The organism is Micromonospora sp. NPDC004336, assembly GCF_053602615.1.
This window is the reverse complement of sequence record NZ_JBSGDY010000019.1, coordinates 1-12,961: the sequence shown is the minus strand read 5'-3', so window position 1 is coordinate 12,961 and position 12,961 is coordinate 1. Positions and strand designations below refer to the sequence as shown.

Below are 12,961 nucleotides of genomic sequence, written 5' to 3'. Positions count from 1 at the left end.
TGCGCGCCAACCGGCCCCGCAAGCCAGGCGTCCGGAAGGGCCCCTCGGGCATCGGAATCCGCGAGCCCCTCCGCTCACGACCGGCGGTAGATCAGGTCGAAGATGGGGCGGCCGGCGGTCAGGGCCCGGCGTTCGAACTTCGTGACCGGGCGGTGCGGCGGGCGGGGCGCGAAGCCGTCGTGCGCGTTGGCCAGCCCCAGGTCGGCGTCCAGGATCTGGCGCATCGCCTCGGCGTACTCGGCCCAGTCGGTCGCGCAGTGCAGGGTGCCGCCGGGCGCCAGCCGGGAGCGCAGCAGCGCGACGTGGGCGGGCTGGATGATGCGCCGCTTGTGGTGGCGGGACTTGGGCCACGGGTCGGGGAAGAAGACGTGCACCGCGTCCAGCGCCGCCTCCGGCAGGCCCGCCACCAGGTCCAGGGCGTCGCCGTCGGCCACCCGCACGTTGCGCAGGCCGCGCCGGTCCACCAGGTCCAGCAGGTTGGCGATTCCGGGCGTGTGCACCTCGACCGCCAGATAGTCTCGATCCGGGTCGGCGGCGGCCATCGCGGCGGTGGTGTCGCCCATCCCGGAGCCGATCTCCAGCACCACCGGGGCCCGCCGGCCGAACAGGCCGACGAGGTCCACCGGCGTGCCGGGCTCGTCCGGCACGCGCAGGCCGTGGACCGGCCAGAGCCGGTCCAGCGCCTCCGTCTGGCGGCTGCTCATCCGGCCGCGGCGCGGATGGAAGGTGCGGATGGCCCGGGTGGCGGGCGGCGCGGGCGCGGGCGCGGCGGCGGCGAAGTCGGTGGAGGTCACAACGACCCGAGCGTACGCGACGGTCGCCCCGGATCGGATGTGATGTTCGCCCGGGGATGAGAGGATCCATCCGTACGGCAGGCCGGGTGTCTGGTGTTGCCCGGCACTGCCCCAACGCGCCGGGAGGGGGCGTCGTGTCGGTGCACCGCCTCGGTCTCGCGCTGGCTATCGCGTCCGCGCTCGTCGGCCCGCTGCTTCCGCCCGCACCCGTCGAGGCCGCCCCGCCCGACACCGCCCCGCGCGCCGCCGCCCGCCCGGCCGTGTCCGCCCTGCCCGGCGCCGCCCCGCGCGCCGCCATCCGCCCGGCCGAGTCCGCCCTGTCCGGCACCGCCGGTCGCCTGCCGGCCGAGGCCGCCCTTCCGGCTGCCGCCCCAGGGGTCGACACCGCCCCGCGTGCCGTGGCCCTCGGCGGTCGGGTCGGCGTTCCGGTCGCCGCCGTGTGGCGGGCGGAGCCCGCGCCGGTGGGCGCGCCCCAACCCACGCCGCCGGAGCCCGCCGTCTTCGTGGAGGTCAGCCCGAGCACCGTGGAGCCGGGCTTCCTGGTCGGCATCCGGGCCAGTTGCCGGGACAACTCGATCCCCGCGACGGTGGTCTCGGACGCGTTCGGCCGGGTGCAGGTGCAGCCGCAGCGCGGGCTGCTGACCGCCACGCCGATGGTGCGGGAACGCACCCGGCCCGGGAACTACCGGATCAAGCTGGAGTGCCGCGACGGCGAGACCGCCTCGACCATGCTCCAGGTGGTCAAGGCGGTGAAGCCCAGTCGCGGCCCGGCGACGGGCTTCGGCGGCGGCGCCGGGGGGTTCACGGGAGGTCTGCTGCTGCCCGGCGGCATCGCGTTGACCGTCACCGGCATCGTCCTGGCGGTGCTCGCCGCGCGCCGGCCCCGCTCCGCCCGCGGCGTCGCCCGACGGTAGCCCGTCATGGCCGCCACGCCCGCCCCGAAGCCGGCCGCCGTCGCGGCCCGGCGCCGGCCGCCGCCCGGCCGCCGCCCCTGGTCGGTGCCGCTGGCCGTGGTGCTGGTGCTGCTCGGGGTCTTCGTCACCGGTGCCGGGCTCGGGCGTACGGCCGGGCCGTTCGACTGGGCCGCCGGCGCGGGGGAGCCGCGCCAGGCCGCCGGTGGGAACGGCGCGCTGTCGGCCAGCCGGCCGGTGCGGCTGTCGATCCCCTCGATCGAGGTGGCCGCGCCGGTGGCGCCCGTGGGCCAGGCCCGGGACGGGTCCATCGCCGTCCCGCCCCTGGACCGGGCCGACGAGACCGGCTGGTACGACCGGGGCCCGACCCCCGGGGAGCCGGGCCCGGCGGTGATCGTGGGGCACGTGGACACCAAGCGCGGCCCGTCGGTCTTCTACGACCTGCGCAAGCTCCGCCCCGGTGACACGGTCGAGGTGACCCGGGCGGACCGCTCGGTCGTGGTCTTCCGCGTCGACTCGGTGGAGCACTTCCCCAAGGACCGGCTGCCCGCGGAGCGGGTCTACGGCGACGAGGGCCCGCCGGGCCTGCGCCTGATCACCTGCGGCGGCGACTGGCTCGGCGGCCGGACCGGCTACGCCGACAACGTCATCGCCTTCGCCACCATGCTCTCCTCCCGCCCCGCCTGACGCCCGGCTGCGGTCGGGGATGGCCGCCTGACGCCCGGCTGCGGTCGGGGACGGCCGCCTGGAGCCCGGCTGCGGTCGGGGATGGCCGCCTGACGCCCGGCAGCGGTCGGGGACGGCCGCCTGACGCCCGGCAGCGGTCAGGGATGGCCGCCTGACGCCCGGCAGCGGTCGGGGACGACCGCCTGGAGCCCGGCTGCGGTCAGGGACGGCCGCCGGAAGCCAGGCTGCCGTCAGGGGCGCGGTGCGACCTGCTGGACGACCGCTCCCGTCAGGGGCGCGGTGCGACCTGCTGGACGACCTCGAACTCCAGCAGGGTGGCGCCGGAGGCGACCGGGGGACGCTTCTCGCCCGACCCGGCGTGGGCGGCGCGGGAGGGGCCGGCGGCCCAGGCCTGGTAGGCCTCCTCGCTCTCCCACCGGGTGTAGACGAAGTAGCGGTTCTCGCCGGCGACCGGGCGGAGCAGCTCGAAGCCGAGGAATCCGGGGGAGTTCTCCACCGCGCCGGCCCGGGCGGCGAATCGCTTCTCCAGCTCCTCGCCCGCGCCGGGAGGGACGTCGATCGCGTTGATCTTCACGACTGCCATGGCTCCACCCTAGTCACGCCGCCGGGGGTCAGAACGACTCGACCGCCGGAACCAGCTCGGCGTCGACCACGATCGGGGCGTGGTCGGACGGGCCCTTGCCCTTGCGGGCCTCCCGGTCCACGTACGCCGAGCGGACCGCCCTGGCGAACGGCGCCGACGCGTACACCAGGTCGATCCGCATGCCCTTGTTCTGGTGGAACATCCCGGCCCGGTAGTCCCAGTAGGTGAACGGGTGCGGGCCCTTCATCGGCGTGGGCACCACGTCGGAGAGGCCGAGGTCGCGCAGCTCCGCCAGGGCCGCCCGCTCGGCCGGCGTGACGTGGGTGGAGTGCGTGAACACCTTCGGGTCCCAGACGTCGGCGTCGGTGGGCGCCACGTTGAAGTCCCCGCAGACCGCCACCGGCAGCCCGCCCGCCAGCTCCGTCTCGAGGGCGTCCCGCAGCGCCGCGAACCAGGCCAGCTTGTAGGTGTAGTGCGGGTCGTCGGGTGCGCGGCCGTTCGGCACGTACACCGACCAGACCCGCACCCCGGCGCAGGTGGCGGAGATGGCCCGGGCCTCCGGCTCGGGGAACCCCGGCTCGTCGGGGAACCCCACCACCACGTCGGCCAGGCCGACCCGGGACAGGATGGCCACGCCGTTCCACCGGCCGTCACTGTGGCTGGCCACCGTGTAGCCCAGCTCGCCCACCTCGGCCACCGGGAACGCCCCGTCCGGGCACTTCGTCTCCTGCAGGCAGACGACGTCCGGCCCGGTGCCCGCCAGCCACTCCAGCAGCCGGGGCAGGCGGGCCTTCACCGAGTTCACGTTCCAGGTCGCCAGGCGCATGGCTCAAGCCTGCCCCATCCGCGCCCGCGCCGCCGCGTCAGGCGCCCGGGGTGTCGCCCGGGCGGGTCTGCTCGGCCAGGAACCGCTCCAGCTCGGCCCCCAGCTCGTCGGCGGTGGGCAGCGGCCCGGCCTCGGGCGCGAGCAGGCTCCGCTCGCCCCGGCCGCGCGCGAACGCGTCGTACTGCTCCTCCAGGGCCTGCACGAGCTGGGCGGCCTCGTCGGTCTGCGCGACCTGGCGGTCGATCTCCAGCCGGACCACGTCGGCGGCGGAGCGCAGCCCGTCGCGGGGCAGCAGCAGCCCGGTGCTGCGGGACACGGAGGCGAGCAGCACCTCGGCGGCGGCCGGGTACTCGGTCTGCGCCACGTAGTGCGGCACGTGGGCGGCGAAGCCGAGGGCGTCGCGGCCCAACTCGCCGAGGCGGAACTCCAGCAAATGCCCGACGCTGCCCGGCACCTGGACCCGCTGCAACCACGGCTCGTAGCCGGCGATCAGCTCGCGCCGGGTCGCGTGGGCGGTCACCCCGGCGGGCCGGGTGTGCGGCACGGCCATCGGGATCGCGTTGAGCCCCACGGTGAGCCGGACGTCCAGCCGCGTGGCGAGCGCGCCGACGGCGGCCACGAAGCGCTCCCACTGCAGGTCCGGCTCGGGGCCGGTGAGCAGCAGGAAGGGCGTCTCGTCGTCGTCGCGCAGCAGGTGCAGCTCAAGCGCCGGGGCGTCGTACGACTCCCAGCGGTCCTCGACGAAGGTCATCACCGGCCGGCGGGACCGGTAGTCGAAGAGCTGGTCGACGTCGAACCGGGCGATCGGGCGGGACTCCAGCGAGGTGAGCAGCTGTTCCCTGGCCAGTCGGGTGGCGCTGCCGGCGTCGACGAACCCGGTGAGGGCCTGGATCAGGACGGGCTGACCGAGGTCGGGCAGCTCGTCGGTGAGTTCGTAGAGCTCGTGTGGGTCGAGCACCGGTGCGGACCTCCCTGGTCGTGCGTACGGGTCGCCGCGCGGGGACGGCACCCGTTCGGGGAACGTACGCGCCATCCTCGTGCATTCCTGCCGGCGGCCTCGCGGGGGTCGCCGGGCCGATCGGCAATCGGGGCGTTTCCCCGCAACTCCACCGTCGGCCGTCGAGCGGTGGCCGTCAGGGTGACCAGCGTATCGGCCGGAAGGGCGAGTTTGTGGATCATGGGCGCCGGGGCGGCGCTACGTCCACCTTCCGTGCGCCGAGGGGCGCCCCGGATCGGGCTGCGAGGTCTGACCGGTCCGCGAGGTACGTCCCGCCGGGTCCGCGGATCGGGTGGACCGTCCGGCCGGCGGGGACGGTTTCGTGAAAAATGCCACGACATCACCCCGGGTGATCGGAGTTTGCGTCTGCCTAGCCTCGGCTGATGCGTGACGACCGCACCCTCGACCACCAGATCACCCCCGGTGACCCGATCGACCGTTCGGACGATACCCCCTCAGACGACCGGCCGGCCGGTCTCCGCTCGGCCGGGGCGTACGCCCGGCTGCTGCTGGCCGGGCCCGTCCGGGCCCGGGTCGCCCTCGCCACCGGCGTGCTGTGCTGCCTCAGCCTCACCGCCGTCGCCCAGGGTGGCCGGGACGACTCCGGCGACGCGGCCCCCGTCGCCGCCCCCTCCGCGCTCGCCGAGCGCGCCGAGCCGGGCCCGGCCTCCCGCGACCGGGAACGCCTCCCGGTGTCCGCCCCCGCCAGCCCGACCCCCGCCGCCGACCCGGACACCACCACCCCCGCCCCGAAGAAGACCAAGCGCAAGCCCGTCGACCCCGCCCCCGTGGCCGGTCTCGACAACGCCCAGATGGAGAACGCCGAGGTCATCGTGCGGACGGGCCGCAAGATGGGGATGCCCCGGCGGGCGCTCGTGATCGCCGTCGCCACCGCGATGCAGGAGAGCAACCTCTACAACGTCGCCAGCGGCGTGCTCCCCGAGTCGCAGAACTACCCGCACCAGGGCATCGGCTGGGACCACGACTCGGTCGGGCTGTTCCAGCAGCGCTCCAGCAGCGGCTGGGGCGAGGTGGGCCAGCTGATGGACCCGGCGTTCGCCACCCGGCAGTTCCTCTCCGCCCTGGCCGAGGTGCCCGGCTGGCAGCAGATGCGGCTGACCGACGCCGCCCAGGCGGTGCAGATCTCCGCCTACCCGGAGCACTACGCCAAGCACGAGTGGCGGGCCGCGGAGGTCGTCGAGGCGATCGTGGAGGCGGGGCAGTAGTCTTCCTTCGACCACAGTGGACGGTTGCTCTTCGGGCGTACGGGGTACAGAGGTTGTCGCCCCGAGGTACACATGGAAGAGGCACCACCGACTGGAGGACGACATGTCTCTGATGCAGCGGCTCAGCACCTTCCTGCGCTCGCCCAAGGGCCAGCAGCTGGTCGACCGCGGCCGGCGCGAGCTGGCCAAGCCCGGCACCCAGCAGAAGCTGAAGGGCCTCGCCGCCAAGCTCCAGAACCGCCGCTGATCCCCCTCGACGATCTCCGACCCCCGGGAGACCCCGTGACCGATCCCGCGCCCACCGACGGCCAGCCGCTCCCGCCCGCCGCGGGAGCGTCCCAGCCGCCGGCGGTGGTGCCCGCGCCCCCGCAGGACGTGCCGGAGGCGCCGCCGCTCAAGCTCTGGGACCGGATGCGGGAGGACCCGCAGTACGCCCCGGAGCATCTCGCCCTGGAGGCCGTGCGCCGGCTGGGGCCGGAGGCGGCGCAGTGGGCCGCGCGGGCCCGGGCCGAGCAGCCCGGGGCCTCCGTCGAGGTGCTGGCCGAACAGGCCGTACGCAAGTTCGTCAACCACGCCCGGCTCTCCGGCGCCGTCTCGGGCGCCGCCGGGCTGCCCGGCGCCGTGATCGACGTGGGGGTGCTGGCCTGGACCCAGGCCCGGATGGTGCTGCACGTCGCCGCCGCGTACGGCGTCGACCCGACGCACGCCGACCGGGCCACCGACCTGCTCGTGCTGCAGAAGGTGCACAAGGTCGCCGAGAGCGCCCGGCTCGCGCTGGGGGTGGCCGCCGGCCGGGAGCGCGCGGGCGCCCTGTTCGGCAGCGGCGGGCAGAACCCGCTCGGCAAGGTGATGCTGCGCCTGGGCGTACGGCTGGCCCAGATGGCCGGCGTGCGCGCGGCGAAGCGCGTCTTCGCCAAGGTGGTGCCCGGCGCGGCGATCATCCTCGGCACCTGGGCCAACTCGTCGGCCACCAAGGACCTGGCCGGGCGCTCCCGCGCGCTCTACCGCCAGCACGGCAACCCCGGCGTCCCGGAGCCCCGCCGGCCCTGACCTGTTCGGGGACCGCCGGCCGCTGGTCGGGGGCGCAACGGCCCCGAGCTGTTCGGGGGGCGCCGGCCCGAGCTGTCCGGGGGGACCCGCCGGCCGCTGTCCGGGGACGCGCCGGCCCTCGGGCCGGGCGACACCCCCCGGGGGTGGCCGGGTTGTCGGTGGGTCAGGAGCGCAGGCCCGAGGCGCGCCAGGCCACCTCGGCCAGCCGGTCCTGGCCGGCGGCGTTGGGGTGGAACCAGTCCAGCGGGTTGACCAGGTCCAGCCCGAAGCGCACCCGGTGCACGGCCCCGCCGTCGTAGCGGCAGCGCGAGCCGTACGCCCGGCACGCGGCGGCGAGCTGGGCGTTGTAGTCGTCGATCCGCTCCCGGACGGCCGCGCGGCGCGCCCGGTCCAGCGGATCCGTCGACTCCGGGTCGGCCAGCAGCGCCGGGCAGACGCCCCGCTTCCAGGCCCGCACCGCCCGCCTGTCGGTGTGCCCGACCTCCCAGAGGCGGTACAGGTCCGGGACGCTCACCACCAGCACCCGCGCCTTCGGCCGGCCCTGCCGCAGCACCCGCAGGCCGCGGTCCACGTCGGCCCGGAACCGCGTCACGGGGGTCATCGCCTCGATGCCGCCCCGGCACACGTCGTTGGCGCCGATCAGCACGGTCACGTGGTCGACGCGGTCGCGTACCGCCTGCTGGGCCTGCCCCTCCAGCGACGCGGCGCGCGCGCCAGGACGGGCGTGGTTGTGGGCCCGGCTGCGGATGGCGGGGGTGCGGTCGAGCAGCCGGCGGTAGACGCTGTTCACGCGCAGCCCGTCGCCGGTGGACCAGGAGTTGCGCTGGCACGAGGTGAGCGCCAGGCAGGAGCCGAAGCCGGTGGTGATCGAGTCGCCGAGCGCCGCGATGCCGCCGCCCGCGCCGGGCGACGGCGTCTCGCGCGGCGGGCGGGAGCCCGGCTCCCCGCCGCCCTCGCAGGCGAGCGCGACCAGTGCCAGCAGGCAGGCGACGGCGGTGACCCAGCGTCGAGGCATCTCTTCCCCAGTCCCGCAGCGGAGAGCAACAGCGCGGTAACTCTACGCGTGGGGTGGGGTGGCGCCGCCCGCTGCTGTCGGCAATACGGCAGACGCCTGGCCCGAGGTGCCTTCCGCGTGCTAACGCCCCCGGGCCCGGCAGCGGGCCGGCAGCGCACCGGCAGCGGGCCGGCAGCGGGTCGGTCAGCGGGTCGGTCAGCGGGCCGGGCGCCACGGCGGGCGCTGGCCGTGCAGCCACCAGTGCAGCCCCCGGGTGATCCGGGGCAGCACCAGGTAGGTCATCAGGGGAGTCAGCGTGAGGGTCATCAGCAGCACCCGGGCCGCCAGCGGCACCTCGGGAAGGAAACGACTGGTCAGCAGCGTCGCGGTGAGGCTGAGCGGGAAGAAGGCCAGCCAGATCGTCACGGCCTGCTTCCAGCGCGGCGGCGAGGGCGGCGGGACGGTCGGCTCGGCGCTGACCGGCACTGTCTCGACGAGCTGCTCGCGCGGCGGGTCGAACCAGCCCTCGATGCCGGTGCGCCGCTCCACTCGGGTGTGCTCGACGATGCCCTGCGCCGACGAGAGCCACCAGTGCCGCTGCGGCGACTCCTCCCACCGGCGCAGCGTCTCGTGGTCGGCGAAGCGGTAGATGATGTGCCACTCCCCGGAGCCGGGCGCGGTGCGTACCCAGCCGGACCCGAGGAACCCCGGGAACGCCTCGGCCAGCGCGGTGCCCGCCCGCATCCAGGCCACCATCTCGCTGGTCCGGGCGGGGTCGGTGCGGCGCGCGACGGCGACGGTCACCGGCAGCGCGTGGGTCGTGGTCATGCCGACCATCCTCCCCGGCGGGAGCCGGATCGGTCGGTTCGCGGCGCACCGGTGTAACGCAACGCACCGGGGGCGACGGCCGCCACCGCCGGCGGTGGCGGGTTAAGCGGGCCGATCGGGGGTAGGTCGGTGCAATGACGAGATCGCAGCCCCGGCGCGCCCGTGGCACGGTCGGCCACGCCTACAGCGCGCTCAACATGCGCCTCCTGCTCGCCGGGTTCGGCCTGGTGACCATGACCGTCTTCGCGGTGCTGGCGTTCCGTGCCGACCTGGTGTGGCTGGGGGTCCTCTGCGTGGTCTTCGCGGTGGTCGCCGTGGTCGACCTGGTGATCATCCAGCGCCGCCGCGCCGCCCGCCGCCGGGAGGAGCCGGGCGCGCGCCACTCACTCTTCGAGTGACAGGAGTACGAGATGCCCATCGCGACCACCAACCCCGCCACCGGACAGGTGCTCAAGAGCTACGACCCGATGTCGGAGGAGCAGATCGACGCCGCCATCGGCCGCGCCGACCTGGCGTACCGGCAACTGCGCGGCACCACGGTCGCGCAGCGAGGGCGGTGGCTGACCGCGGCGGCGGACCTGCTGGAGGCCGAGCGCGACGAGACCGCCCGGCTGATGACCACCGAGATGGGCAAGACGTACGCCTCGGCCCAGGCGGAGGTCACCAAGTGCGCCGCCGCCTGCCGCTTCTACGCGGCGAAGGCACCCGAGTTCCTCGCCGACGAGCCCGCCGACGCGGGAGCGGTCAAGGCCACCCGGGCCTTCGTCCGCTACCAGCCGATCGGGCCGGTGCTGGCGGTGATGCCGTGGAACTTCCCGCTGTGGCAGGTGCTGCGCTTCGCCGCGCCGGCCCTGATGGCCGGCAACACCGGCCTGCTCAAGCACGCCTCCAACGTGCCGCAGACCGCGCTGCTGCTGGAGGACCTGTTCCGTCGTGCCGGCTTCCCGGAGGGGGCCTTCACGACGCTGCTCGTCGGCTCCGCCGAGGTCGACCGGGTGCTCAGCGACCCCCGGGTACGCGCCGCCACGCTGACCGGCAGCGAGGGCGCGGGCCGCTCGATCGCCCAGATCGCCGGGCGGGAACTGAAGAAGACGGTGCTGGAACTCGGCGGCAGCGACCCGTTCGTGGTGATGCCGTCGGCCGATCTCGACCGGGCCGCCGAGGTCGCCACCACCGCCCGCTGCCAGAACAACGGCCAGTCCTGCATCGCCGCCAAGCGGTTCATCGTGCACGCCGACGTCTTCGACGCCTTCGCCGAGAAGTTCGCCGCGAACATGTCGGCCCTGCGGGTCGGCGACCCGATGGACCCCGACACCGACGTCGGCCCGCTGGCCAGCGAGGGCGGCCGCGACGAGATCCACGCCCAGGTGCGGGACGCGGTCGACAGGGGCGCCACCGTGCTCTGCGGCGGCGAGCCGCCCGCCGGCCCCGGCTGGTACTACCCGCCGACCGTGGTCACCGACCTGCGACCGGAGATGCGGATGTGGTCCGAGGAGGTCTTCGGGCCCGTCGCCGGCCTCTACCGGGTGTCGTCGTACGAAGAGGCGATCGAGGTGGCCAACGGCACCGCCTTCGGGCTGGGCTCGAACGCCTGGACGCGGGACCCCGCCGAGCAGGAGCGCTTCGCCACCGACCTGGACGCCGGCAACGTCTTCGTCAACGGGATGACGACGTCCTACCCCGAGCTGCCCTTCGGCGGGGTGAAGAACTCCGGCCACGGCCGGGAGCTCTCCGCGCTGGGCATGCGGGAGTTCTGCAACACCAAGACCGTCTGGGTGGGCGAGGGGGCCGCCTCGGCCGGCGCGGGCGCGCACGCGGAGTAGTCCGCCTCCGTCCGTCGGCGTAGCCGGGCGCCGTCATGGGTAGGGAGAGACGCCATGACGGTGTTCGGCTTCCACGCGTCCCACGAGCAGATCCATCCCCGCGCCCTGCTGGACGCGGTGGTCCACGCCGAGCGGGCGGGCTTCGACGCCGCCATGTCCTCGGACCACTTCTCGCCCTGGAGCGAGCGGCAGGGCCAGTCCGGCTTCGCCTGGTCGTGGCTCGGCGCCGCGCTCCAGGCCACCAACCTGTCCTTCGGGGTGGTCAACGCGCCCGGCCAGCGCTATCACCCGGCGATCATCGCGCAGGCCATCGGCACCCTCGCGGCGATGTACCCGGGCCGGTTCTGGGCCGCCCTGGGCACCGGCGAGGCGAGCAACGAACACATCACCGGCGACGGCTGGCCGCGCAAGGACGTGCGTACCGCCCGGCTGCGCGAGTGCGTGGACGTGATCCGCGCGCTGCTGGCCGGCGAGGAGGTCAGCCACGACGGTCTGGTCCGGGTCGACCGGGCGAAGCTGTGGACCCGGCCGGAGCAGCCGCCGGCGCTGATCGGCGCGGCGGTGAGCGTCGCCACCGCCCGCTGGTGCGCCGAGTGGGCCGACGGTCTGATCACCGTGAACGCCCCGACCGCGCACCTGCGGCAGATGATCGACGCGTACCGGGACGCCGGCGGGCGCGGGCCGCTGCACCTGCAGGTGCACGTGAGCTGGGCGCCGGAGCAGGCCGAGGCCGAGCGGATCGCGTACGACCAGTGGCGCAGCAACGTCTTCACGCCGCCGGTCTGCTGGGACCTGGAGACCCCGGAACACTTCGACGTGGTCTCGCGGGACGTGCCGATGGAGAGGGTCCACGACGTCGTGAACGTCTCCGCCGACCTCGGGCGGCACGTCGGCTGGCTGGAGGAGTACCTGGAGCTCGGCTTCGACCAGATCGCCCTGCACCACGTCGGGCAGGAACAGCGGGCCTTCATCGACACGTTCGGCGCGGAGGTGCTGCCGAAGCTGCGCAGCGCCGGCTGAGCGGTGCCAGGGTCGGGCGGCCCGGGTCAGGGCAGGCGGCGCACGAGCACCTGCCCGGGCCACGGGTCGCGGCCGGCGCGCTCGACCGTGAACGGGCCGGTGGGGGTGAAGCCCTGCCGCTCGTACCAGCGGACCAGCGCGCCGTCGCCGCCCGCGTAGCAGTCGACCCGGAGCAGGCCGAGACCGCGCTCCCGGGCCAGCTCGGCGGCGTGGGCGAGCAGCCGGCCGCCGATCCCCGCACCCTTGTGCGCCCGGTCGGTGACCAGCAGGTTGACGTACAGCTCGGGTTCGGTGGCCGGCGGCACGTACTCCGTCGCCGCGCCCACCACCAGCGCGCCGACGGGCCGGTCGCCCAGCATCGCCAACCACAGCCCGCCGCCCGTCGCCCAGGCGTCGGCCTGCCCGATGCGTCGCGGATCGGTCGAGGCGGGCTCGGTGCCCCACTGACCGGTGCGGCCCCGCGCCACGAGCCAGGCGGTGGCGTCGTCGAGCAGCCGCAGGACGGCGGGCGCGTCGGCCGGGCCACCGGGACGCAGGACGAGGTCGCGCTGCTCGGTCATGACGGACATGCTGCTACAGCGAAGGGGCTCGATGCGCTTCGGCGCGGGCGGGCCGGCTGGCGTCGACCCTCGACGCCAGGGGCCAGGCCGGGGTGGCGGTTTCCCGCGCTCGTGCTGTCGGGCTGACGTCGTAGCCGGTTCACCGCTCTGGGCGACAGTCGCGCCGGGCGGTCAGGGCGTCCCGTCCGAGCCGCCGGAGCTGGCGTCGTGCATCGTGCCGGGATCCCCGCCGTACCCCTCGCCGCGGAGGCTGCCCCGCCCCCGGCGCCGTCCGTCCCGGCGGGACTGCCGGATGGCCGTGCGCGCCGCCGCCAACGCCGCGTCCCGCCCGGCGGGCGGCGACGCCCGGCGCCTGCGTAGCAGCACGACCAGGACGAGGGCGGCGACCGTCACCGCGATCCCGGTCAGGGTCCATCCCATGGCATCCATGGCCGTGATGGTAGGCGGGCTCCGCCAGGCTCCGGGCCGGCTGATCGCGGTCAGGGCGCTGCCGGCGGCCTGTCCTCGGTGGGCGCGACGAGTCGTTCCCGGCGCGACCCGCCGAGCAGGTGTCGGGCGGTGCGACCGGGGCGGCCGACCGCCGAGCGGGTCCGGGGGGGGGGGCGCCCGGCCCCCCCCCCCCGGGGCCGAGTGCGGGGCGGGCGCGGCCGGTTAGGGGAGCC

At 75.4% G+C, this 12,961-nt stretch carries 16 protein-coding genes; 8 read left to right on the top strand and 8 right to left on the bottom strand.

The genetic code is table 11. The features are described 5' to 3' along the window. Positions 1-74 precede the first annotated feature (74 nt). Entirely contained in the window at positions 75-794 is a 720-nt protein-coding gene (gene trmB, locus ACWENR_RS06960; RefSeq protein ID WP_452276121.1) for a tRNA (guanosine(46)-N7)-methyltransferase TrmB, read from the bottom strand. A gap of 140 nt (positions 795-934) precedes the next feature. Here trmB and ACWENR_RS06955 point away from each other — a divergent pair, with 140 nt between their 5' ends. Continuing rightward, a complete protein-coding gene (locus ACWENR_RS06955; RefSeq protein WP_452276154.1) occupies positions 935-1,708 on the top strand; it encodes a hypothetical protein in 774 nt (257 codons plus the stop codon). Between the two features lie 6 nt (positions 1,709-1,714). Then, positions 1,715-2,392 (top strand): class F sortase, encoded by a 678-nt coding sequence (locus tag ACWENR_RS06950; protein WP_452276120.1) that lies wholly within the window; start codon positions 1,715-1,717, stop codon positions 2,390-2,392. Between the two features lie 268 nt (positions 2,393-2,660). On the opposite strand, the gene ACWENR_RS06945 is transcribed toward ACWENR_RS06950, so the two are convergent. The 3 genes from ACWENR_RS06945 to ACWENR_RS06935 are packed head-to-tail and all read right to left on the bottom strand — an operon-like array spanning position 2,661 to position 4,759. Then, a complete protein-coding gene (locus ACWENR_RS06945) occupies positions 2,661-2,975 on the bottom strand; it encodes an antibiotic biosynthesis monooxygenase family protein (protein WP_452276119.1) in 315 nt (104 codons plus the stop codon). A gap of 28 nt (positions 2,976-3,003) precedes the next feature. After that, positions 3,004-3,801 carry an exodeoxyribonuclease III gene (locus tag ACWENR_RS06940; RefSeq protein ID WP_452276118.1) on the bottom strand — a complete coding sequence of 266 codons (798 nt, stop codon included), beginning with the start codon at positions 3,799-3,801 and terminating at the stop codon, positions 3,004-3,006. A 37-nt stretch (positions 3,802-3,838) separates the two neighbouring features. Next, the gene (locus tag ACWENR_RS06935) at positions 3,839-4,759 is read right to left on the bottom strand and encodes a proteasome assembly chaperone family protein (RefSeq protein ID WP_452276117.1); all 921 of its coding nucleotides are present in this window, start codon (positions 4,757-4,759) and stop codon (positions 3,839-3,841) included. 422 nt (positions 4,760-5,181) lie between these two features. On the opposite strand from ACWENR_RS06935, the gene ACWENR_RS06930 reads away from it, so the two are divergent. The 3 genes from ACWENR_RS06930 (at position 5,182) to ACWENR_RS06920 (ending at position 7,074) form a co-directional block, all read left to right on the top strand. Next, entirely contained in the window at positions 5,182-6,024 is an 843-nt protein-coding gene (locus tag ACWENR_RS06930; RefSeq protein ID WP_452276116.1) for a peptidase M23, read from the top strand. Between the two features lie 103 nt (positions 6,025-6,127). Next, on the top strand, positions 6,128-6,271 hold the full coding sequence (locus tag ACWENR_RS06925) for a hypothetical protein (protein WP_452276115.1): 144 nt from the start codon (positions 6,128-6,130) through the stop codon (positions 6,269-6,271). A gap of 35 nt (positions 6,272-6,306) precedes the next feature. Further along, entirely contained in the window at positions 6,307-7,074 is a 768-nt protein-coding gene (locus ACWENR_RS06920; RefSeq protein WP_452276114.1) for an EcsC family protein, read from the top strand. Positions 7,075-7,237: 163 nt separating this feature from the next. Here ACWENR_RS06920 and ACWENR_RS06915 read toward each other — a convergent pair whose 3' ends face one another. Next, entirely contained in the window at positions 7,238-8,089 is an 852-nt protein-coding gene (locus ACWENR_RS06915) for a GDSL-type esterase/lipase family protein (protein WP_452276113.1), read from the bottom strand. A 195-nt stretch (positions 8,090-8,284) separates the two neighbouring features. Then, positions 8,285-8,896, bottom strand: a complete 612-nt coding sequence (locus ACWENR_RS06910) for an antibiotic biosynthesis monooxygenase (RefSeq protein ID WP_452276112.1) — start codon at positions 8,894-8,896, stop codon at positions 8,285-8,287. A gap of 134 nt (positions 8,897-9,030) precedes the next feature. Between ACWENR_RS06910 and ACWENR_RS06905 the strand changes: the two genes are divergently transcribed. Genes ACWENR_RS06905 through ACWENR_RS06895 form a run of 3 tightly spaced genes read left to right on the top strand, consistent with a single transcriptional unit; the run spans position 9,031 to position 11,739 of the window. Continuing rightward, complete coding sequence (locus ACWENR_RS06905) at positions 9,031-9,294, top strand: DUF6343 family protein (protein ID WP_091095881.1); 264 nt, start codon at positions 9,031-9,033, stop codon at positions 9,292-9,294. A gap of 12 nt (positions 9,295-9,306) precedes the next feature. Then, positions 9,307-10,719: an NADP-dependent succinic semialdehyde dehydrogenase gene (locus ACWENR_RS06900; protein WP_452276111.1), complete on the top strand. Its 1,413-nt coding sequence runs from the start codon at positions 9,307-9,309 to the stop codon at positions 10,717-10,719. Between the two features lie 54 nt (positions 10,720-10,773). After that, positions 10,774-11,739, top strand: coding sequence for a TIGR03885 family FMN-dependent LLM class oxidoreductase (locus ACWENR_RS06895; RefSeq protein ID WP_452276110.1), 966 nt, complete (start codon positions 10,774-10,776; stop codon positions 11,737-11,739). 26 nt (positions 11,740-11,765) lie between these two features. On the opposite strand, the gene ACWENR_RS06890 is transcribed toward ACWENR_RS06895, so the two are convergent. Further along, entirely contained in the window at positions 11,766-12,299 is a 534-nt protein-coding gene (locus ACWENR_RS06890; RefSeq protein ID WP_452276109.1) for an N-acetyltransferase family protein, read from the bottom strand. A 171-nt stretch (positions 12,300-12,470) separates the two neighbouring features. Further along, positions 12,471-12,728, bottom strand: a complete 258-nt coding sequence (locus ACWENR_RS06885) for an MYXO-CTERM sorting domain-containing protein (RefSeq protein WP_452276108.1) — start codon at positions 12,726-12,728, stop codon at positions 12,471-12,473. Positions 12,729-12,961: the final 233 nt, after the last annotated feature.